Below are 21,889 nucleotides of genomic sequence, written 5' to 3' on the forward strand. Positions count from 1 at the left end.
AGGGTGAAAAAATGGAAAAAATATATTTTGTAGGTGCAGGGCCAGGAGATAAAGAGTTGATAACATTGAAGGGTTACAAGCTTCTTTCAAAGGCAGATATAGTAATATATGCAGGTTCTTTGGTAAATCCAGAACTATTAGATTATTGTAGGAAAGGCTGTCTATTATATGATAGTGCAACTATGAGTTTAGAGGAAATAATAGAAGTGATGAGTGAAGGGGCTAGTCAGGATAAGCTGGTAGTAAGACTTCAAACTGGTGATATATCCATATACGGATCTATCAGAGAGCAAGCTGAGGAGCTTAAAAAATTAAATATTGAATATGAGAGTATAGCAGGTGTGAGCTCATTTTTAGGTGCTGCAGCTTCTTTAGGAATAGAATATACTGTACCAGAGATATCTCAGAGCTTGATTATAACGAGAATGGAAGGAAGAACTCCAGTGCCAGAACTTGAAAAGTTGGAGTTATTTGCAAAACACAAAACGTCAATGGCAATATTTTTGTCGGTTCAAGGTATAGAAAAAGTGGTAGAGAAGTTGCTAGAGGGTGGATACAGTGAAAGTACGCCAGTAGCAGTGGTATATAAGGCGACTTGGAGAGATGAAAAAACAGTATCTGGAAGCTTATCAGATATTGTGGCTAAAGTGAAGAGTGAAGGTATTAAAAAAACAGCCTTAATATTGGTTGGGGATTTTCTGGGGGATGAGTATAATTATTCCAAATTATATGATAAAAGTTTTTCTCATGAGTACAGAAAGGCTACAATTGATTAAAAAATTATGCTATAATAATTCACTGTGCTTAAAAATAAGCAAAGATATATAAAAGTGAAAAACTATGAATAAGTATAAAAAGGGTAGAAAAGGATATATAAATAAAAGAATGAGAAATATTTATATATTTTTTATCTTGCAATACTTACTTAACTTACTTAAAAGAGGTGACACTATGATTATCAAATATATTTACATAACAAGCAATTCAGAAAAACTTGCTAAAAAACTAAATGAAAGTATTATGAAAGATGTCAAGTTTGAAGGAGAAATTCTTGATGGAGAAGTTATATCATTTAAAGAATTTAAATCAGATAAAAAAAGTATATTTGATAATGCCGATTTCTTAGTATTTATTATGGCAACGGGAATAGTTGTAAGAACAATAGCTGACTTACTAGAGGATAAACTAAAGGATCCAGCTATTGTGGTGATGGATGAGTTGGCTTTAAATGTTATCAGCTTAGTTGGAGGTCATGTGGCTGGAGCCAATGAACTAACTAAAATATTAGCAGAAGGCTTATCTTCAAATCCTGTAATAACAACGTCTACTGATGTTAATAATAAGGGTGCACTTGATCTTATTGCAAAAAAGTTAGATATTAAAGTTGCTGGACTAAGAAAAGAGTGTTTAAGGGTAAATTCATCTCTAATAAAGGGAAGGCTTGTAAATATATTTGTTCAGAGTGACTATGTATATTTATTGGAAAATATGCTAAGTGGTTTTAATGTTTTTGAAAATATTAATGATTTTAAGGAAAAATATATTAATAGAGAATTGGGAGAAAATCAAGAAATCTTTGTTATAATAACAGATAATGAGAGACTTATTTCAAAAGCTAATAAGGATATTATAAAGATTATTCCAAGGAGAAATATGCTAGGTGTCGGATGTAGAAAAAATATGGACTCAGATATTTTTGAAGAAAATGTTTTAAAACACTTATTTGATAATAATATTTCTATTAAATCAGTAAAAAAGATAGCAAGTATAGATATTAAAGAGAATGAAAAATGTATTGGAGACTTTGCAGAAAAATATAATTTGGAAAAGGTATTTTTCAGTGCTGAGAAATTGTCATTGTATGATAATTTATATGAAGGATCCGATTTTGTAAAAAAAACAGTAGGAGTTTATTCTGTATCGGAGCCATCATGTCATATAATATCTGACGGAAATATAATAGCAGAAAAGTATAAGTCAAATGGAATTACAGTTTCAATTGGGAGGAAAAAATGATTTATGTAGTAGGTACAGGGCCTGGTAATGAACAGTATATGACACAAGAGGCCTTGGAGGCTATTGAAAAATGCGACATTATAGTTGGATATAAGACCTATATCAAATTGATAAAGCATTTATTAGTTGACAAAAAAATAGTGGAAAATGGAATGAGGCAGGAGAAAGAAAGATGTTTAGAAGCTCTAGAACTTTCCAGTCAAGGTAAAAAAGTTGCCCTAATAAGTGGTGGAGACTCTGGAATATACGGAATGGCTGGATTAATATTAGAACTAAATTCCAAGAGAGAAGTAGCAGAAGAAGTAAAGATTGTTCAAGGTGTAAGCTCTAGTATATCAGCAGCTTCAGTACTTGGTGCGCCTCTTATGCATGACTTTTGTCAAATAAGTCTTAGTGATTTAATGACACCTTGGAGCATAATAGAAAAAAGAATAAAGTTGGCTTCTGATGCTGATTTTGTAATATGTATATATAATCCTAGGAGCAAGGGAAGAAGTGAGCATCTTAAAATGGCATTTGAAATAATGAGTCAGTACAAATCACTTGATACACCTGTTGGGATAGTTAAAAACGCAGGCAGAGATAATCAAGAAATCTATATAAGCAATATTAGAGATATGGATTACGAAATATGTGATATGTCTACTATGGTAATAGTTGGCAACAAAAAATCTTATATAGATAATGGGAAAATAATTACACCGAGGGGGTATAATATATGATACTAGTTCTAGGAGGAACATCAGATAGCTTGAAAATTTGTGATCGCCTATCTGAAATAGGAATAAGTGACTTTATACTATCAGTTGCAACTGAATTTGGTAGAGAGCTAGCTGAATCACATGCAAAAGAAATAGTAAATGGTAAGATGGACAAAGAAGAAATGGTAGATTTTATTAAGGAAAACGAAATAAGGCAGGTAATAGATGCAACACATCCTTATGCAGTAGAAGTATCAAGAAATGCAATCGATGCCTGTGAAGAGGCAGATATTAAATATATAAGATTTGAAAGAAAATCCTTGTTAGAAGAGATAAAATATCAAGGTGAGTTTGTAGTAGATACAATAGAAGAAGCCTGCAATATGATAATGAATCACGAAGAGTGGGAAAATGTATTTATTGCGATAGGAAGTAAAAATTTAGGAACTTATGTCAAATTATTAAAGTCAAAAACACTTACAGCCAGAGTTCTTCCAACTAGTGATGTTCTTAGAAACTGTGAGGCTATGGGTTTAAATGCAGACAATATATTGGCTATAAAAGGTCCATTTAGCAAGGAAATAAATGTAGCTATATTAAAACATGCTAAAGTAGATGTTGTTATAACTAAAGAAAGTGGATTTGCGGGAGGATTCTTAGATAAAGTTGAGGCTTGCGAAGAAGTTGGTATACCCATCATAATAATAAAAAGAAAAACAATAGACTATCAAAGAGTTGTTCATGAGATAGATGAAATAGAGGAAAGTTTAATATTTGGATAAAATTAAGAAAAGAGGTGTGTATGAGAAATAAAGATGCATTAGTAGTGATAAGCTTTGGAACATCTCATATGGATACGAGGAAAAAAACAATAGAAGCTTGTGAAAATACAATTAAAAAAAGATTTCCTGAGATGGATTTTTATAGGGCTTGGACATCTAAAATGATAATTAAAAAGCTTAAAAAAAGAGATAATGAAGAAATAATGTATCCTGATGAATTATTGGAGTCATTATATTTAAAAGGATATAAAAATATTTATATTCAGTCACTTCACTTAATTTGTGGAGAGGAATATCATAAATTTTTAGACATTATTGAAAAGCATAAGAGTAAATTTGATAAAATAGTGCTAGGTAGACCTCTTTTGACAAGCTTAGAGGATTATGACTATATAGCGGACTTTATAAAAAATATAAGTGAAAAGGATATAAAAAATCAAGAAGAGAAAGAAGCAACTCTTTGGATGGGACACGGCAGCGAACACAGTGCACATTCGTCATATGCAGCACTTGATTATAGAGTTAGAAGACAGGAGACTTCAGCATATATAGCAACTGTTGAGGGACATCCATCACTTGAAGATGCCTTATATTTTTTAAAGAAGGATAAAATAAAAAAGCTTCACTTAAGACCATTTTTATTGGTAGCTGGAGATCATGCAAAAAATGATATGGCTGGTGAAGATAAAGATTCTTGGAGAACAGTATTAGAAGAAGAAGGATTTGATGTTGAGATACATCTTGAAGGAATAGGCGAATTCGAGTACATACAAGAAAAATTTTTAGCAAACTTAGAAGAAGCTATTTATAAATCTGCAGAAGAAAAAAAAGATAAGTCTAAGCTTTCAAAATTTTATGGAATAGGTGTTGGACCTGGGGATAGTGAACTTTTGACTTTAAGAGCTATAAAAACTCTAGAAGAGATAGATATTTTATATGTACCACAGGCAAAGGAAAATAAAAAAAGCACGGCTCAGAAGATAGCACAGAGATACTTAAAGGAATCTCTTGATATTAAAGAAAGACATTTTCCTATGAATTATAATATAGAAGAAAAAAATCTAGCTTGGGACAGTATATCTTATGAAATAAAAAAAGATGTTGAGTCTGGAAAGAATGTAGGCTTTATAACTTTAGGAGATCCTATGGTATATTCAACCTATGTTTATCTATTGGAAAGATTGATTGGGAAAATAGAAGTAGAGACTATATCTGGTATAAATTCTTTTATAGATATAGCTTCAGCAAATAATTTCCCCTTGGCTATGGATAGAGAGTCATTGGCAGTAGTTTCTTGCACAGATAATTATGAAGATATATCTGAAGTTATTGATAGATTTGACTCTGTTGTCTTGATGAAGGTATATAAAAATTTCAAAGAAATAATAAAGATGATAGAAGATAAAAATTTACAAGATTGCTTTATAATGGTTTCAAACTCATCAATGGACAATGAAATTGTATATAGAGATGTAGAGGATATAAAAAAATTAGAGAAAGTAGCTTATTTTACAACAATATTATTGAATAAGAAGTGGAAGTTTTAAAGTAGAATAGTTTGATTATGTAGATAGCTATAGATATATTTTTATGTAATCAAAGACTGTAAGTATAAAATTATAGAACTATATATAAGTATTTGTAGATCTTGTTTTTTAGAGTATATATGGATATTTATATTTTGAAATTATAAAAGCTAGCCCTTAAGGGCTAGCTTTTTAAAGTTTTATATTTTATTCCTTCATAGCAAATACACCAAGTCCCATAAGCAATCCACCGCCTACTATATTGCCAAGTGTTGCAATAAATAGAGCCTTCATAGCCTGAATAATCGTTATGCTATGAATATTTTTGCGAAAATAGCAACTGAGAAAGCAGTCATATTTGCAACGCTATGTTCAAAACCAGTAGTTACAAATGCAAATAAGCATAAGATAATAATTATTATTTTGGCAGCATCATTTTTAGTATTATTTGCAAGCAAGATTGCCAAACATACGATAAAGTTGCAGATTATGGCTCTTGTAAATAAAGCAAGAGGAGCTAAATTTGCCTTGTTTAGAGCTACTTTTGAGAAAAACTCCATCACAGAACCTTCATCGACCAGACCTGTAAGCACAAATAATGAACTGAGCAAAATGGCACCTAAAAAATTACCTATCCAACTAAAAATCCATACTGATATTAAATCAGAAGTTTCAACTTTTTTATTTAACCTGCCTATTGACATTACAAAGTTATTTCCTGTAAATAACTCTGTTCCAGAAAATACTACGGATATAAGTGCTACTGAGAAAGAAAGCCCCATAATTATTCGTGCAAAAGGGTTATTGCTTTCAGAAAGCAAACCACCTATTGTAGATGATAATAATACTCCGAGTCCTATAAAACTACCAGCAAATATAGCCGATATTAAATAAGACTTCTTATTTTTCTTGCATTTGCTTGATTTAGCGATTGCTATATCAGAAAAATTCTCTATTATTTCCTTATACATTACTATTCTCCTTATATAAAATACAACAGATATAAATATACTTTAACCGACATTATTAAATTCTGAAAAATTGAAACCAATAAAACGAACAATTTATTATAAAAACATAAAATATTACGTGTTTTTACAAGTATAACATATTATGTGTTTTTATTAAAGATACTTTTTACTTTAAGAAAAAATATTAAAAATATTAGACTAGAAAAGTAATGTTTATTTTATGTTTTCAAATTTTAATGACCATATTTACTTGATTATATACAAAAGTATTAAGAAAAAATATGAGCTTACTTAAATAAAAAATAATTTTATGAGAATATAATATGTGGACTAAAGTCCTATAAAAAGTTATTTTTAAATAGTTACTTAAGGAGTTCAAAAAAAAAGAGTGATAGCATAAAAAATTGATTCATCAAACTAGCATAATTGTAGAAATTATGATATTTAAAAGCAAATTATACAATAAATTAAGTTATATTAAAGCGTTTGGAGAGGCTTATTGATAAAAAGCTATTAAGAAGAATGGGAATTTTAAATTTGACTTTTTTTATGCTAAAATATATACTTTAAGTTGTTGTATTTTCTAGCATTACAGCCTAAAAATAGTTATTTAAGCTGTAAATTTTGATGCTTATTATTAGTTTTAAAATAAAAAATGGAAGATACTAAGTATAAAACTCAGATTATCAAAGCTTTATAGCTTTAAGTTATAAAGTATATATTTTTAAATATATTAAGATAGTATGTAGAAAAAAAGTAAATTAATATAAGAGATAAATATAAAAGCAAGTGAGTTAAAAAAGCAAATTAATATTGAAATAAGTATGAAAGTCAATGTGTAAGGAAAAAGTAAATTAAGATAGAAAGAAATATTAAATTAAATGAATAACAAAAAAAGCAAATTAAGATAGCAAAATAAGTATTAAAGTGAATGTATAAGAAAAAAGTGAATTTAAGATAGAAAGAAATATTAAATTAAAAAATATAAGAGAATAAATATAGAAAAGAAGTAAAAATAAAAAATAGACTATATAGCTAGTTAAATCGGAGGAATTATGAAATTAGTTGCGGGGACAAGAGGGAGTGAGCTTGCTATTACTCAGACTGAGTTGGTGTGTAAATCTCTCATGAGGGCATTTCCTGAACTTGAGATAGAAAAAAAGATTATAAAGACTAAGGGAGATAAAATACTTGATAAAGCTTTAGATAAAATAGGAGATAAGGGAATATTTGTCAAAGAAATAGAAAGACAATTGATAGATGGAAAAATTGATTTTGCAGTTCACAGTTTAAAGGATATGCCGTCTGAAATAGATGATAGATTAAAGCTTGTAAGCACTCCCAAAAGAGCGGATGCAAGGGATGTTTTGATAGTAAATCCAAAGCATAATATTGATTTAGATAATAGCATAAATTGGCTAAAAAACACGAGTGGTTTAAAAATTGGTACAGGTAGCAAAAGAAGAATAGCCCAATTACTTATGATTAATGATGAGATAGTAGCGGTGCCTCTTAGGGGAAATATAGCTACTAGAATATCAAAGTTAGTCAGTGAGGATATGGATGCCATAGTTTTGGCAGCAGCAGGAATAGAAAGATTGAATATAAAAGATTTAAGCATTTATTATTTTGATTATAATCAAATGATACCTGCATCTGGACAAGGAGCCCTGGCAATAGAGATTAAAAAGGAAAATACTAAACTAGAAAAAATGTTTGAATCAATATCTGATAGAGAAACAGAGCGGCAGGTTCTAGCAGAGAGAGCCTTTTTAAAAGAGATAAATGGTGGTTGCCACATACCAGTTGGTTCAATATCCTATATGAAAAATAATAAATTTATAGTTCGAGGGGTATTTGGAAATGAAGATTATACAAATATAATAATTAAAGAGAAAGAGATAGATCTATCTTCTGTAAGTGGGGAAAGAAAACTTGAAGGTGAAGATTTGAAAGAGATAGAAAATCAGGAAAAAAAAGTATTGGCTGATTTAGGCAGTAGTTTGGCAAAAGAAATAAGAAGTGAATTTAAGGAAAACAAAAAATAAAAGTAGACAAAAAAGCACTAATAAAAATACTAAAAAATATACTATAAAAAATAGGAATAAAAAAAACAGAAATAAGAAATATAAAAATAAAATATAAACTAGAAAAAACAGAAATAAGAAATATAAAAATAAAATATAAACTAGAAAAAACAGAAATAAGAAATATAAAAATAAAATATAAACTAGAAAAAAACAGAAATAAGAAACAGAAAAATAAAGAATAAAAAAGTGGAAATAAAAAGGTAAGCTAGAAAAAATCCACATAATAGAGTGTAAAGCTAGAAAAAAGATAAAAAGTAGAGAAAAAAATAGAAAGTTAAAGATAAATTAGAAAAAGTAGCTAGAAAAAGATAAACTATAAAAACAAGTGTTGATACTTATATAGTTGGAAAGGCAGGACATCGTGAATCTTAAAGAAAAAAAATCTTTAGAGCTTGGAAGGGTGTATTTAGTTGGGGCAGGTCCTGGAGATATTGGTCTAATAACATTAAAGGGCATAGAGTGTATTAAAAATGCAGATGTGATAATATACGACAGACTTATTAATACCAGGCTGTTAGATTATAAAAAGAAAAATTGTGAGACTATTTATGTTGGTAAAAAATCTAGTAATCATACAATTCCTCAGGAAAAAATAAATAATATAATAGCTCAGAAAGCAAAAGAAGGTAAGATAGTAGTAAGGCTAAAAGGTGGAGATCCATATGTATTTGGTCGTGGCGGAGAAGAAGGCGAACTACTATATGATGAAGGAATAGAGTTTGAAATAGTACCAGGAGTCAGCTCAGCAATTGGGGGACTTTCTTATGCGGGTATACCTGTAACACATAGGGATTTTGCTTCGTCTTTTCATATTGTAACTGGACACGCTAAAAAAGATAATAATCTTGATATAAATTGGCGTGCATTAGCAGAAGAAAAAGCTACAGTAGTATTTCTTATGGGAATTGGAAATATTGAGTATATAAGTAAAATGTTGATATCAAATGGAAAAGATCCAAATACTCCAGTTGCATTTGTTTCTTGGGCAACTAGATATAATCAAAAAACAATTACTACAAGCCTTAAATATGCAAAGAAATGTGTAGATGAAAATAATATTACGGCACCGTCTTTGTTTGTTTTGGGAGGAGTAGTTAGTTTAACGGAAAAGTTAGGATTCTTTGAGAGAAAGAAAATGTTTGGAAAGACTGTTTTAGTCACGAGAACTAGGAGTAAAAATAGTAAACTTAGGGAAAAATTAGAGAAAAATGGAGCTAGAGTTATTGAAATAGCTACTATTTTAATAAATGAAAAAGAAAATTATCAGGAAATAATAGTAGATAAAATAAAAGCTAAAAAATATGATTGTCTAGCATTCACAAGCAGTCATTCAGCAGAGTATTTTTTTGAAGCAATGAAAGAAAAAAGATTAGATTCTAGATGTCTTGCAAATACTTTGATTGCCAGTATAGGATCTGCTACTACAGAAACAATAGAAAAATATGGACTTTTTCCTGATATAGAGGCGAAGGAGTTCAGTGGCAAGGGATTAGCAAAGAGCATAGTATCTTATAAAATAGACTCACTATCAGAAGCAAATTCAAAACATAAAATAGTGATAGACAGAGTTTTGTTTCCGTGTTCAGAAATTGCCAGTACTACATTTGAAGACGCATTGGAAAATTTTAATATTGATGTAGATAGGGTGGAGATTTATGAAAATAAAATCAATTATCCTATTAAAGAAGAGTTGATAAATAGCTTGAAAAATGAAAAAGTTGATTATATTACTTTTACTAGTTCCTCTACATTCAATAATACTTTAGAGCTAATAGGAAATGAAAATATTCACTTGCTTGAAAATATAAAAAAAGTTTCTATAGGTGATATTACTTCTGAAACAATAGAAAAAAGTGGATTAAAAGTAGATATGCAATCAAAAATAGCAACTATAGACTCAATGATTGAAACTATATTTGATGATATAAAATAAAATTTAATATAAAACTATAAGAGGAGTGATGAAAGATGAGAAGACCAAGAAGATTGAGAGTAAACAAGGTAACAAGAGAGTTGGTAAGAGAGACAAGGCTAGACATGAAAGAACTAGTATATCCAATCTTTGTAATAGAGGGCAATAATATTAAAAATGAAATAAAGAGTATGCCAGGAGTGTATCATTTCTCTGTAGACAAATTAGAAGAAGAAATAGAAGATATTGTAAATCACGGAATACAAAATATAATGATATTTGGAGTAACTGAACGCAAGGACTGGTGTGCTAGTTCGGGATTTGATGATAATGGAATAGTTCAGCAGGCAGTAAGAGAAATTAAAAGAATATGTCCAGATATGAATATAATAACAGATGTTTGTATGTGTGAATATACAGATCATGGACATTGTGGAATTATAAATGAAGATGGATATGTAGACAATGATAAATCATTAGAATTTCTATCAAAAATAGCACTTAGCCATGCAAAGGCTGGAGCTGATATGGTAGCACCATCTGATATGATGGATTTTAGAATTGCTGCAATTAGAAAAGTTCTAGATGAGAATGGATTTGTAAATGTTGGAATTATGGCCTACAGTGCTAAATATGCTTCAAATTTCTATGGACCATTTAGAGATGCAGCAGATTCTGCACCAGCATTTGGCGATAGAAAGGCATATCAGATGGATCCGTCAAATGTAAATGAAGCAATGTTAGAGTGTCAGTATGATATAGAAGAGGGTGCTGATATTATAATGGTAAAGCCAGCTCTATCATATCTTGATGTAATAAAGGGAGCTAGCCAAAGATTTGAAGTTCCAGTAGCTGCATATAATGTTAGTGGAGAATACTCTATGTTAAAACTTGCAGTTTCGCAGGGCTTATTAAATGAAGAGGCAATATATGAGGCAGTGATGTCTATTAAACGTGCAGGTGCAAATATAATAATTACTTATTTTGCAAAGGATTTAGCAAAGTATATAGGAAAGTACTAATTTAAGATAAGATTAAATTAGGTCTTTAGTATAGTAATGTAAAGGATAATATTTAAGATTTATTTTGTGTCTTTCCTTTAAGATTGGAATAGTTTACAAATAAATGGTAAAATAAGAGCTCAACAGTAGATAAATTTCTATTGCTGGGCTTATCTTCTATTAAAAGGAGGAGTTGGATGTTTTATCCTATAATGATAGATTTGGAAAAAGTTAATATATTAATAGTTGGTGGTGGAAAAATTGCTTCTAGGAAGGCAAGGTCACTTCTAAGATACGGTGCAAGTATAAAAGTGATATCCCCAAAGTTTTCTTTGGAACTATTAGAGCTTGCAGAAAAAACAAAAAATGGAAGAATATACTCTCAAAACATAGAAAAAGAGAGTATAGATCTTAAAATTGATGATAAGAAAAATATTTGTGATTTAGAAAAAGAGAAGAAGTCTTTAAGTATAGAAAAAAGAGATTATGAGGATTTTAAAGAAAATAATCAACTTATAAACTCTAATGATAAATCAAGTGATATAATAAAAGATGCTAATGAAGAAAAAAATACGAAATTAGCAGGTAATATTTGTTTAATAGAAAGAGAATTTAACTTTGACGATCTTTGTGATATAGATCTGCTATATCTTGCAACTGATGATATAAAATTAAATAAAGAGATAGCGAGTTACTGTATAAGTAATAATATACTTGTTAATTCTGTGGATAATCATAAACAATCGTCATTTATAAATACAGCTTTTTTTGAAGAAAAATTTGATGGAGAGGATATAGTAATATCAGTGTCATCAAAGGGGAAGAGTCCTAAAAATACAAAAAATCTAAAAAATAAATTAAAAGAGTACTTTTCAAAGTAAAATCTATAACTTTTGAAGTTGCATAGCTTTTGAAGTTGTGTAGCTTTTGAAGTTGCATAGCTTTTGAATATTATAGCTTTTGAAGTTGTATAGTTTTTAAAGAGTATAGCTTTGAAGAGTATAGTTTTGAGGTTGTATAGTTTTGAGGTTGTATAGTTTTGAAAGTGTTATAGTTTATAGAGCGTATATAAGTCGTGGTTTGGAGGAAGATAAATGAATATAGATGATTTAAATCCTGCCCAAAAGCAAGCAGTAGAAAGAACTGAAGGTCCAGTTTTGATACTAGCTGGAGCGGGGTCTGGAAAAACAAAAGTTTTGACAACTAGAATATCATATCTAGTAGAAGATAAGAATGTAAACCCAGGAAATATTTTGGCAATTACATTTACAAATAAGGCAGCAAATGAAATGCGTGAAAGAGTAGAAAATATCATTGGGGAAGATTCTAGGGATATGTGGATATCTACATTCCATTCATGTTGTGTAAGAATACTAAGAAAAGATATAAATAAAATTGGTTATAATAGAAGTTTTGTAATATATGATTCTACTGACCAGATGACTTTGATAAAAGACTGTATGAAAGAGCTTGATTTAAGTGATAAAAAGTTTGAGCCAAGATCAATTATTTCCCAAATTTCATCTGCAAAAGATAAGTTGATGGGACCAAAAGAATTTGCAAGGACTGCAGCTGGAGATCTTTGGTTAGAGTCAATTGCCAAGGTATATGCAATATATCAGGATAGATTAAAAAGAAATAGTGCACTTGATTTTGATGACTTAATAGTTAAGACCGTTGAACTTTTACAAACAAATGAAGATGTTTTGAATTTCTATAGAGGGAAATTTAGATATATAATGGTAGATGAGTATCAAGATACATCAAGAGCACAGTATCAATTAATCAAGCTATTGGCTATGGGACATCAAAATATATGTGTCGTTGGGGATGATGACCAGAGTATATATGCTTGGAGAGGTGCAGATATAAGGAATATACTTGAGTTTGAAAGAGATTATGACGATGTATTTGTAGTAAAATTGGAGCAAAATTATAGATCTACTCAGGTTATATTGGATACTGCAAATTACCTAATAGCGAACAATGTGGAAAGAAAGAAGAAAAGATTGTGGAGTGATAGAAAAGAAGGTAATCTTGTAAAGGTCAAAGTCTTGGCAAATGAAGTAGATGAGGCAAATTATGTAGTAAATGAAATCTATGAAAATGCTATGAAATCAGGTAGACCATACAGTGATTATGCTGTACTTTATAGGGCAAATGCTCAAGCGAGAACTATAGAAGATGCCCTAAATAGATTCCAGATACCATACAATATATATGGCGGTACAAAGTTTTATGAGAGAAAAGAAATAAAGGATCTACTAGGCTATTTAAGAGTGATAGTAAATCCACAAGATGATATATCAGTGAAGAGGGTAATCAATGTACCTAGACGTGGTGTGGGGCTTAGAACGATAGAAAAATTAGAAGATAGAGCCAATATAATGAAGGAAAGTTTATATTCAGTTATTTTGGATGTAGATAATAACTCGGATATATCTACAAAGGCAAAAAAGGGAATAAATGACTTTGTTGACTTGATAGGACTATTTAGAAGTATTTCTGAAACATACTCTCCTAGTAAGATGGTAGAAAAAATACTAGATTTAACAGGATATATAAGTGATTTAGAAGAAGTTATAAAGAAAAACGAAAAACTACAAAATGGAAAATCTGAAGAAGCACAGGACAGAATAGACAATCTTAAAGAGTTTATTTCTATTGCTTTGGAATATGAAAACTCAGAGTTATTTGCTGATGAAGAGAAAAATTTGAGCAACTTTTTGGCAAACATATCTTTATCAAGCGATATAAATAATGAAGATGAAGAAGGAATAGAAAAAGTATCACTTATGACTATGCACTCATCAAAAGGGCTTGAATTCCCTGTTGTATTTATTATAGGTATGGAAGAAAAGATATTCCCTATAGCAAGAGCAATATCTAGCCTAAATGATATGGATATAGAGGAAGAAAGAAGACTTTGCTATGTTGGAATAACAAGAGCCATGAGAGAGTTGTATCTTACTCATACGGCAAGAAGAACTTTATATGGAAAAACAAATGTAAATATGAAATCTAGATTCTTGGGAGAGCTGCCTGAAGAGTGTGTAGAGATACTAGACTCGCAAGCTAAAGATCCTGGATACAAAGATGCAGATTATAGTTTACTTAAAAAATATGCAGATAAGTACAAAAATCAGATGAATGTCAAAAAAGCTAAAGATATGGGTGCAAAGATTATAAATAAAAAAGAAGATTTTCCAGCATCGAACTCTTCAAATAAAGGAGGCTCAAATGCAAACCTCGTTAGCAAAGGAGAAGGAGCAGGATATGATTCATATAATCCAGATAGTATTCCTAAAGTGAAAAAAGGATCCAAGATATCACATCCGAAATTTGGAGAGGGTACAGTAATATCTAAAATTGGAGCAGAAGTAACAGTAGCATTTAATCAAAAAGGCGTAAAAAAAATAAACCTAGAATATACTACTATAGAAGTTATGGAATATTAAAGTATTATAATAAACTAAAAATATAAAAATAATAAAGTGCTTATAATAAACTAAAAATATAAAAATAATGAAGTTACTGATAATAAATGAAAAGTATAAAATAATAGAGTAGATATTATAATATTTTAAAAAGATAAATATGAAGATGCTTATGATCATTAAAAGTATAATAATATATAGAAGTAGCTATAGTTATTAAAAGATATAAATATATAGCTAATATCAACAATAAGCCCCAAGAAAAAACGAAAAAAGGACTTGAATAAGCTATATTTAATGGATAAATATTTTCATATAAAAATAATAATATAATTGTAAAAAAACTAAAAAGTTGATAATATAGAGTAAGTAGTAAGTAGTAAGTAGTAAGTAGTAAGTAGTAAATATACTATTAAAATAAAAAAAGATAAATTAGAGGAGTCAGTTTTGGCTCCTTTTAAAAGCGGAAGGAGAAATTATGTCAGAGTCAACTGCAAAAAACGTAGCTAATGAACTATTAGACTTTATAAATAATAGTCCTACTATGTATAATGCGGTATCTTATGCCGAAAAAAACCTTAGAGAAAATGGTTTTATAGAATTAAACTTAAAGAAAAAATGGACTTTGGAAAAAGCTGGTAGATACTATATAAAGGTAAATGCTTCAGGCTTAATAGCTTTTGTTATAAATGGAGATAATATAGTAGAAGATGGATTTCGTATAATAGGGAGTCACACGGATTCGCCAACATTCAAGATAAAAGCTAACCCAGAAGTTAAAATAAATAATCAAATAAAATTAAATGTAGAACCTTATGGTGGTATGATAGTTAGCACTTGGCTTGATAGACCACTTTCAATAGCTGGTAGAGTTCTATTAAGAAACTGGAAAAATCCACTAAAACCAATAGAAAAGATAATAAAAATTGACAAGCCAATATGTATAATACCTAATCTTGCAATTCATATGAACAGAGAAATAAATTCGGGCTATGAATACAACAAGCAAGATGATTTAATGCCCCTAATATTGGAAACAGGAGAAAGTCTAGAAACAGAAGATTATTTAAAGCAGATCTTGATAAGAGAGCTTGATAAAGATAATGGAGTTTCTGAGAGTAATGATAATAACAATAACATAGCAAATGAAGATGCTGATTCAATACATCTTGAATATGCAAATGTTCTTTCAGTTAGAGAAAGGATAAAAGCTGAAAGTGAAAGAGCACTAGTGGCGGATGATATACTAGATTATGAACTATATCTATATGAATATGAAAAGAGTAGTTTAGTTGGTGAAAATAGTGAATTTATATCAGCAGGAAGGCTGGATAACTTGGCTAGTATGCACGCTAGTATAAAGGCACTGATTGATAGCTCAAACACAAAAGAATGCGGTAAGAAGGCTTCTGATGAGCTAAGAAAGGCTATAGCTGATATAGGTAGACCTGAGTCTAGCATATCTAGGGATTATGGTATATATGATTCAAGTGTAGGAAATACTTTACTCAGAGAATTTAATGGATTCTGTGGTATAAATATGCTGGCAGCCTTCAACAATGAAGAAGTAGGAAGTATGTCAAAAGAAGGTGCAGATTCTGAGTTATTAGGAAATATAATAGAAAGAATATGTATATCTATGAATATATCTAGAGAAGAGATGCTTATAGGTCTAGAAAATTCATTTATGATTTCAGCAGATCTTGCCCATGCAGTTCATCCTAATAAGACAGAAAAGGCCGATCCAACAAATAAAGCTATATTTGGAAATGGACCAGCTATCAAATCACATGCAGGCAGGGCATATGCAAGTGATGGATATTCTGCAGCAGTTTTTAAAGAAATATGTAGAAAAAATAAGATTAAGTGTCAAACTTTTGTAAATAGAAGTGATATGAGAAGCGGAAGTACAATAGGCTCAATAATGGCGAGTCATCTTCCAATGCCTATAGTAGATGTAGGTATACCAATACTTGCAATGCACTCTATAAGAGAGCTTGCCCATGTTGGCGACTACACAGATTACTATAAGAGTATGTTAGGATTTTATAATCTGAAATAGCAAAAGTCCCTCTAACTAGAGGGACTTTTATTTCTTTTTAAAATGATATTTCTAGGATTTAACTTTTCTATAGTTTTTTTAGTTTTTGACTCTAAACTATCAGAATTAGTTAAAAGTACTGGAGCTTCTAATTTTTTGGCATAAGGTGCAACAGATAGTGCATCTGCTATAGCGTTGCTATTGACTAGAATCACATTTTCAGGATTTTTAAAATAGTTAAGAGCTATTTTATTAGCAGTATCGAATCGGCTATATCCCTCTAAATCGACTTTATTATGATCTTTTTTAGCATGATTTTTTTCATCAATATTATCGTTGGACGCATTTGAGACAATAGGTGATGCAGCTATTATTGTACTTGCTGATAGCGTACAGCAGATTATTTTTTATAATTAAACATATATACCCCCTAAATTAAAATAATAAAAATATAAATAAAAATTAACATGACAAAAAAACACAAATAAATTAAAGTTTATAAAAAAATCTGTAAATTATTTATAATAGTCTATTTTATTTAATAATAAGAACTTTATAAAAATAAAATAGGTCAATAACAGAAAAAAATTTAAAAAACTTTAATATATCCTTAATATAATTATATCAAATTGAATTAAATAAATAAAGTAAAAAATAAAAACTTAAAAGATAGATGTATGTTTTTAAGGTAGAAAAAAGGACTTATAATAAAAAAGTATATTTAATAATCTATTTAGAATAATTATTAAAGTTACTGTATATCAAATAAGTACAAAAAAATACTATAAGATATACAACTATTTATATTTTTAGTGATTTTATATTGATGAGAAGTCATATGATTTATAGTAAGTTAGAGTTTTAAGATAAAAAACTTTATTCAGTATATAAAAATCAGATAATAGAATGAAAAAGAACTATTTGTTTTTAAAATGAATAATCAGTAGAGTATTGCTGAATATAATAATACTGAATAGGTTGTATATTGATTAGAAAAAAAGAATATTTACTTAAAAAATATATTTAAATAATATTTTGCTAGCTAGATATAGAAAATATAAAAATAATATTATTTTTATATAATTGGAAAAATATAAAAATAATATTAATATTTTATATAATTGGAAAAATATTAATATTATCATGATAAATAGAATAAATAAAATATGAAAAGGAAAAAATAAAAATAAAATTTGAAAAAACATAAATAATAAATGTATGAATTCAAGTAAAAAAGCCCCTCTATATAGAGGGGCTTTGAAATCTATTTTTTTATTTAAATACTATTGTAATAATTTGTGAAAAGCTTCCTTCATCAGAATGAGAGTTTAAAGTTATGTTCATTGACTTATTTCTTAATTTACTAGAATCTATATCACCATTAGAATCTTTTAAAATAAGTTCTTGACATCCAAGAGATTCTGTTATAGCTTTTTTAAAAAGTATAGATTCTTTATATTTACTAGAAGAGAAAAGTTTTTTATTTTCATCGAATGTATAAGTTTTATCATTGCCTAATGTGATTGAGTCAATAAAAGCTGAATCAACTAGTTCATCTAGCATATTCATGCATTCTTCTTTTGCTAAAGAATCTTTTTTTATAGAGCAAGTAATTGTATTGTTCTCTCTTTTTAAGCTTAGATAATCTTTACTACTTTCATTATTATTTATTTTATTTATTACAACATCAAAATGAATATTATTTACATCTTCTATATTTTTATTATCCATATAATCTTCACTCAGTTCAGTAAAGTTAACTATAAAGTTTCTATCAAAACTTCCTTCATCTGAAGTACAATGAGCGATTATTTTTACTGATTTTCCATCTAAACCAGGGGAGTTAATTATCCCTTTATGATTAGCAGCAATTTCTATATCTGATGCCTTACGGAAAGATTGATTAAGAGAATCTTCATTCAAAGGAATAAATTCACTATCTTTTGAAGTGGAAATTTCTTTACCAACATAATTAGTTTTAGTGCTGGCAAATTGTATAGAATCAACATTAGTTATATCTAAAATTGTATTAAGTGAAGTAAGTAAATCATTTTTATTAAATTGATATTTTAAAATATTATCTTCATCGTTTGATGAATCTATTTTTGAAAGTTTTGATGTATCTACTTTGAAATCAAAATTTTCATAATCAGAAGAATCAATTATAATCGTAGAATCCTTTGTAGACTCTATATTGTCTTTGAGTATGAGATTTTGTATAGATTTCACTTCTTCTATATTTAGAGTTTTCTTTTCTTTATCATCAACCACGTTTGACGATCCACCTGAAGACGAGCTACTTGAAGAAGATCCGCCTGAAGACGATCCGCTGCTATTTGAATCATAAAGACCTTCAATATGGAATTTTGTATTTGGAAGAATTTTTTTCATCTTTTTACCAGATTTAATATTTCCTCCACCCACACCAATTATATCTGTAGGATTGATTTTTTTAAGCAATTCTAGTTGATTATTATTGACACCGATTGTTTTACTTCCTAAGAATATAGGCATATTTTTAAGCCCTGCTACACCACCTATAGTAACAGAGTCTATTAATTCGCTCTCATTGTTTGATCCATCTTTAGCAATAAAAGCCATTTTTGAATCCTTATTCAAGAATTTTTCTATTAATTTAGAATTTGTTTCATTTCTATTAGATCCAGCAATACGATCGCTCCTAACTACATCGTCAAAGTTTTTTGGAAGATTATATTCTCCACCAATTAAAAAAGCACTTTTTATATTTGTTTTTTTCATGATATCCTTGTAATTATTGATATTTTTATCAGTAAATATTAAAGGAGAGTTTAATTTAGCAGCTATACCACCAGCACCAGCTGCATCTGCAAGACCTGTATAGCCATTGACAATAAAAGCATCATTTAGAGTTTGTCCCATTTTTTTAGCTATTTGCATAGAAGTATCGATTCTATTATTGCCACTTATTCTTTCGACATTATATTTCTTATCTAATTTATTTTTAAGATTTTCCGATAATGATTTTTCACCACCGATTAAAACTATATTTTTTGGATTTAATTTTTCCAATGTTTCTTTCCAATGTTTCTTTAGTTTTTTTATCTAAATCATCAGATTTACTTAAAAGAACTGGAGCATTTAGTTTTTTAGCATATGGCGCAACAGATAAAGCGTCAGAAATTGCGTCACTATTAACCAAAATAATATTTTCTGGACTTTTGAAATAATTTAGAGCAATTTTATTAGCTGTTTCAAAACGATTATTTCCTTGTAAATCGATATTTTCATTGATAGCATTTGAAGGTACAGTGCCCAATCCTACAATTGTTGCGGATGATAATGCACAGCACATAATTTTTTTATAGTTAAACATAATAATATATCCTCCCAAGATGATTAATTTAATTAAAAAAAATATTATATAATAAACAAGGTGAAGTATATATAAACCTAATAAAAGAATGTAAAATCACCTTTGTTCATTAAAAAATGATTGTAAAGTAATTATATCAAAGTAAAAAGATAAATAAAAGACTTGTTTTCAAAAATGAAAATCATAGATGTATAAAATGAATCTAATTAAATTGACAGAATAATATTAAAAATAAGGCTTAAAATAAAAAAACGAGGGAAAAATTTCCCTCGTTTCTATTAAATATATTTAATTTTAAAAAGATTACATTTTTTCAGGTTCTTCGTAATTAATACCCTGAGTATCTACTGTCATAGATTTGATTTTTTGTTCCTTTTTAGGCTTATCACCAAATCCAGTTTTTGATTCTGCAATGGCATCTACAACCTCTAATCCTTCTATTATTCTACCAAAGCTAGCATACTGTGCATCTAGATGTGGAGAGTTCTTATGCATAATGAAAAATTGTGATCCAGCAGAGTTTGGGCTCATAGCTCTAGCCATTGATAATACCCCTCTGTCATGCTTTAGGTTGTTTGTAAATCCATTACCACTAAATTCACCAGCTATAGTATATCCAGGTCCGCCCATACCTGTTCCATCAGGGCAACCACCTTGAATCATAAATCCTTTTATAACTCTATGAAAGATTAATCCATCATAGAAATTATGATTAATTAAATCAATAAAGTTTCTTACTGTATTTGGTGCAATATGAGGATAAAGTTCAGCCTTCATTATATCGCCATTTTCCATTTCTATTGTTACTATTGGGTTATTAATTTCCATTTTTTCCTCCTAAAGTTTACTATATTAAAATTTTAGTGCTTGAAAACAAGTCAAAAGCAGCAAAATAAGAATATTTATTTTTGAATTGTTTTTCATAATAAATGTATAAAAACTAAATTAATAAATGTATGTTTTTAAGTATAAAATTAAGCTTTTATTAGTTATAAAAGATGACTTTATAGAAAATAAAATTTAAATATAGCTTTTATTTGAAAAACATTCCTTTGTAAAGAAGCTATCTAATACTTAAAATGGATTAGAATTTTTCTACTTCTGGTGTAAGATTTGGTACGATTTGCTTCTTTCTTGAAACTAGTCCTTCTACAAATACACCTTGATCAGCATCGACATCAAAGGCTTTTGAAATTATCTCATCTGGTGACTTATAAATTAAATAAGAACCTTCCTTTATAATGTCAGTTACTGCTAAATAAAGCATATCAAATTCAGTAGAGTTGATGTAGTTTAGGAATTCATCTTTTTTGTCCATAACAGCATCAATATCTAGAGTCATTACCTGTCCGATACCAACTTTCTTGCCACCCATATCAAATGACTTGAAGTCCATCTTTACAATATCTTCAACAGAATATCCGTCTAAAGATGTACCAGCCTTAAACATTTCCATTCCATATTTTTCATAATCAACGCCAGCTATTTCAGCAAGAGCCTTTCCAGCCGCGATATCTTCATCTGTAGTTGTAGGTGATCTAAATATCAATGTGTCAGATAAAATTGCAGAAAGCATTAAACCAGCAATCTTCTTTGGTATTTCGATGTTATTTTCTTTATACATTGAATAAAGAATTGTATTTGTACAACCAACAGGTCTTAGAGTCATACTAAGTGGTGAAGAAGTAGTAATACCACCTAGTTTATGATGATCTACTATTTCTACTATTGTAGCATTTTCTAACCCATCTACACTTTGACCAAATTCATTATGGTCAACAAGGCAACACTGATCACCTTCTTTTACAGAATCTATTCTCTTTGGTGCTTCAACCTTGAAATAGTCTAATACAAACTCAGCTTCCTTTCTTAGTTCTCCTAGACAGCATGCAGTTGCATCAACTCCTAAAGATTTCTTTAAATTTGTCATAGCAATACATGAACAGATTGAATCTGTATCAGGACTCTTATGACCGAATACTAATAAACTCATATTTATTACCCCTTTCAATATATATAAAAAAATTTTCTTTTAAATCCTTACATTAGTATTATAC

At 29.1% G+C, this 21,889-nt stretch carries 17 protein-coding genes; 11 read left to right on the forward strand and 6 right to left on the reverse strand.

Annotation, left to right across the window (positions count from 1 at the left end; all coding sequences use genetic code 11):
- The first annotated feature begins 11 nt into the window (after positions 1-11).
- The 5 genes from UF10_RS08305 to UF10_RS08325 all read left to right on the forward strand — a co-directional run bounded on the left by UF10_RS08305 (position 12) and on the right by UF10_RS08325 (position 5,046).
- Positions 12-776: a cobalt-precorrin-4 methyltransferase gene (locus UF10_RS08305; RefSeq protein ID WP_106777336.1), complete on the forward strand. Its 765-nt coding sequence runs from the start codon at positions 12-14 to the stop codon at positions 774-776.
- A 175-nt stretch (positions 777-951) separates the two neighbouring features.
- Positions 952-2,016: a cobalt-precorrin 5A hydrolase gene (locus tag UF10_RS08310; RefSeq protein WP_170062472.1), complete on the forward strand. Its 1,065-nt coding sequence runs from the start codon at positions 952-954 to the stop codon at positions 2,014-2,016.
- Complete coding sequence (gene cobJ / locus UF10_RS08315) at positions 2,013-2,738, forward strand: precorrin-3B C(17)-methyltransferase (protein WP_106777338.1); 726 nt, start codon at positions 2,013-2,015, stop codon at positions 2,736-2,738. The genes UF10_RS08310 and cobJ overlap by 4 nt, the downstream gene beginning before the upstream one ends.
- On the forward strand, positions 2,735-3,499 hold the full coding sequence (gene cobK, locus UF10_RS08320; protein ID WP_106777339.1) for a precorrin-6A reductase: 765 nt from the start codon (positions 2,735-2,737) through the stop codon (positions 3,497-3,499). Before cobJ ends, cobK begins: the two co-directional genes overlap by 4 nt.
- A gap of 20 nt (positions 3,500-3,519) precedes the next feature.
- A complete protein-coding gene (locus tag UF10_RS08325) occupies positions 3,520-5,046 on the forward strand; it encodes a cobalt-factor II C(20)-methyltransferase (RefSeq protein WP_106777340.1) in 1,527 nt (508 codons plus the stop codon).
- A 287-nt stretch (positions 5,047-5,333) separates the two neighbouring features.
- On the opposite strand, the gene UF10_RS08330 is transcribed toward UF10_RS08325, so the two are convergent.
- Complete coding sequence (locus UF10_RS08330; protein ID WP_242969086.1) at positions 5,334-5,996, reverse strand: formate/nitrite transporter family protein; 663 nt, start codon at positions 5,994-5,996, stop codon at positions 5,334-5,336.
- Between the two features lie 1,055 nt (positions 5,997-7,051).
- On the opposite strand from UF10_RS08330, the gene hemC reads away from it, so the two are divergent.
- The 6 genes from hemC (at position 7,052) to UF10_RS08365 (ending at position 16,498) form a co-directional block, all read left to right on the forward strand.
- Positions 7,052-8,044 (forward strand): hydroxymethylbilane synthase, encoded by a 993-nt coding sequence (gene hemC, locus UF10_RS08335; protein ID WP_106777341.1) that lies wholly within the window; start codon positions 7,052-7,054, stop codon positions 8,042-8,044.
- A 385-nt stretch (positions 8,045-8,429) separates the two neighbouring features.
- Positions 8,430-10,019, forward strand: a complete 1,590-nt coding sequence (gene cobA / locus UF10_RS08345; RefSeq protein WP_242969087.1) for a uroporphyrinogen-III C-methyltransferase — start codon at positions 8,430-8,432, stop codon at positions 10,017-10,019.
- A gap of 35 nt (positions 10,020-10,054) precedes the next feature.
- Positions 10,055-11,020, forward strand: coding sequence for a porphobilinogen synthase (hemB, locus tag UF10_RS08350; protein WP_106777343.1), 966 nt, complete (start codon positions 10,055-10,057; stop codon positions 11,018-11,020).
- 176 nt (positions 11,021-11,196) lie between these two features.
- Positions 11,197-11,880 carry a precorrin-2 dehydrogenase/sirohydrochlorin ferrochelatase family protein gene (locus UF10_RS08355; protein ID WP_106777344.1) on the forward strand — a complete coding sequence of 228 codons (684 nt, stop codon included), beginning with the start codon at positions 11,197-11,199 and terminating at the stop codon, positions 11,878-11,880.
- A 213-nt stretch (positions 11,881-12,093) separates the two neighbouring features.
- Complete coding sequence (locus tag UF10_RS08360) at positions 12,094-14,457, forward strand: ATP-dependent helicase (protein WP_106777345.1); 2,364 nt, start codon at positions 12,094-12,096, stop codon at positions 14,455-14,457.
- Positions 14,458-14,914: 457 nt separating this feature from the next.
- Positions 14,915-16,498, forward strand: coding sequence for a M18 family aminopeptidase (locus tag UF10_RS08365; RefSeq protein WP_106777346.1), 1,584 nt, complete (start codon positions 14,915-14,917; stop codon positions 16,496-16,498).
- An 11-nt stretch (positions 16,499-16,509) separates the two neighbouring features.
- Here the strand turns inward: UF10_RS08365 and UF10_RS09375 are convergent, their stop codons facing one another.
- The 5 genes from UF10_RS09375 to UF10_RS08390 all read right to left on the reverse strand — a co-directional run bounded on the left by UF10_RS09375 (position 16,510) and on the right by UF10_RS08390 (position 21,825).
- Positions 16,510-16,881, reverse strand: coding sequence for a cell wall-binding repeat-containing protein (locus UF10_RS09375; protein WP_106777347.1), 372 nt, complete (start codon positions 16,879-16,881; stop codon positions 16,510-16,512).
- 868 nt (positions 16,882-17,749) lie between these two features.
- Positions 17,750-19,528, reverse strand: coding sequence for a cell wall-binding repeat-containing protein (locus UF10_RS08375; RefSeq protein ID WP_106777348.1), 1,779 nt, complete (start codon positions 19,526-19,528; stop codon positions 17,750-17,752).
- Positions 19,485-19,832 (reverse strand): cell wall-binding repeat-containing protein, encoded by a 348-nt coding sequence (locus UF10_RS08380; RefSeq protein ID WP_106777349.1) that lies wholly within the window; start codon positions 19,830-19,832, stop codon positions 19,485-19,487. Before UF10_RS08380 ends, UF10_RS08375 begins: the two co-directional genes overlap by 44 nt.
- Before the next feature lie 303 nt (positions 19,833-20,135).
- A complete protein-coding gene (locus UF10_RS08385) occupies positions 20,136-20,660 on the reverse strand; it encodes a peptidylprolyl isomerase (protein WP_106777350.1) in 525 nt (174 codons plus the stop codon).
- 256 nt (positions 20,661-20,916) lie between these two features.
- Entirely contained in the window at positions 20,917-21,825 is a 909-nt protein-coding gene (locus UF10_RS08390; protein ID WP_106777351.1) for a manganese-dependent inorganic pyrophosphatase, read from the reverse strand.
- Between the last annotated feature and the right edge of the window lie 64 nt (positions 21,826-21,889).

The organism is Peptostreptococcus russellii, assembly GCF_003012055.1.
Lineage (GTDB): Bacteria > Bacillota > Clostridia > Peptostreptococcales > Peptostreptococcaceae > Peptostreptococcus > Peptostreptococcus russellii.

Excerpts from the sequence above, each read along its gene's own strand:
- cobJ (WP_106777338.1), top strand. The coding sequence starts at position 2,013 with ATGATTTATGTAGTAGGTACAGGGCCTGGTAATGAACAGTATATGACA.
- UF10_RS08325 (WP_106777340.1), top strand. The coding sequence starts at position 3,520 with ATGAGAAATAAAGATGCATTAGTAGTGATAAGCTTTGGAACATCTCAT.
- UF10_RS08310 (WP_170062472.1), top strand. The coding sequence starts at position 952 with ATGATTATCAAATATATTTACATAACAAGCAATTCAGAAAAACTTGCT.
- hemC (WP_106777341.1), top strand. The coding sequence starts at position 7,052 with ATGAAATTAGTTGCGGGGACAAGAGGGAGTGAGCTTGCTATTACTCAG.
- UF10_RS08390 (WP_106777351.1), bottom strand. The coding sequence starts at position 21,825 with ATGAGTTTATTAGTATTCGGTCATAAGAGTCCTGATACAGATTCAATC.
- UF10_RS08360 (WP_106777345.1), top strand. The coding sequence starts at position 12,094 with ATGAATATAGATGATTTAAATCCTGCCCAAAAGCAAGCAGTAGAAAGA.
- hemB (WP_106777343.1), top strand. The coding sequence starts at position 10,055 with ATGAGAAGACCAAGAAGATTGAGAGTAAACAAGGTAACAAGAGAGTTG.
- UF10_RS08365 (WP_106777346.1), top strand. The coding sequence starts at position 14,915 with ATGTCAGAGTCAACTGCAAAAAACGTAGCTAATGAACTATTAGACTTT.
- UF10_RS08355 (WP_106777344.1), top strand. The coding sequence starts at position 11,197 with ATGTTTTATCCTATAATGATAGATTTGGAAAAAGTTAATATATTAATA.
- UF10_RS08380 (WP_106777349.1), bottom strand. The coding sequence starts at position 19,832 with ATGTTTAACTATAAAAAAATTATGTGCTGTGCATTATCATCCGCAACA.
- UF10_RS08305 (WP_106777336.1), top strand. The coding sequence starts at position 12 with ATGGAAAAAATATATTTTGTAGGTGCAGGGCCAGGAGATAAAGAGTTG.
- cobK (WP_106777339.1), top strand. The coding sequence starts at position 2,735 with ATGATACTAGTTCTAGGAGGAACATCAGATAGCTTGAAAATTTGTGAT.
- UF10_RS08385 (WP_106777350.1), bottom strand. The coding sequence starts at position 20,660 with ATGGAAATTAATAACCCAATAGTAACAATAGAAATGGAAAATGGCGAT.
- UF10_RS08330 (WP_242969086.1), bottom strand. The coding sequence starts at position 5,996 with ATGTATAAGGAAATAATAGAGAATTTTTCTGATATAGCAATCGCTAAA.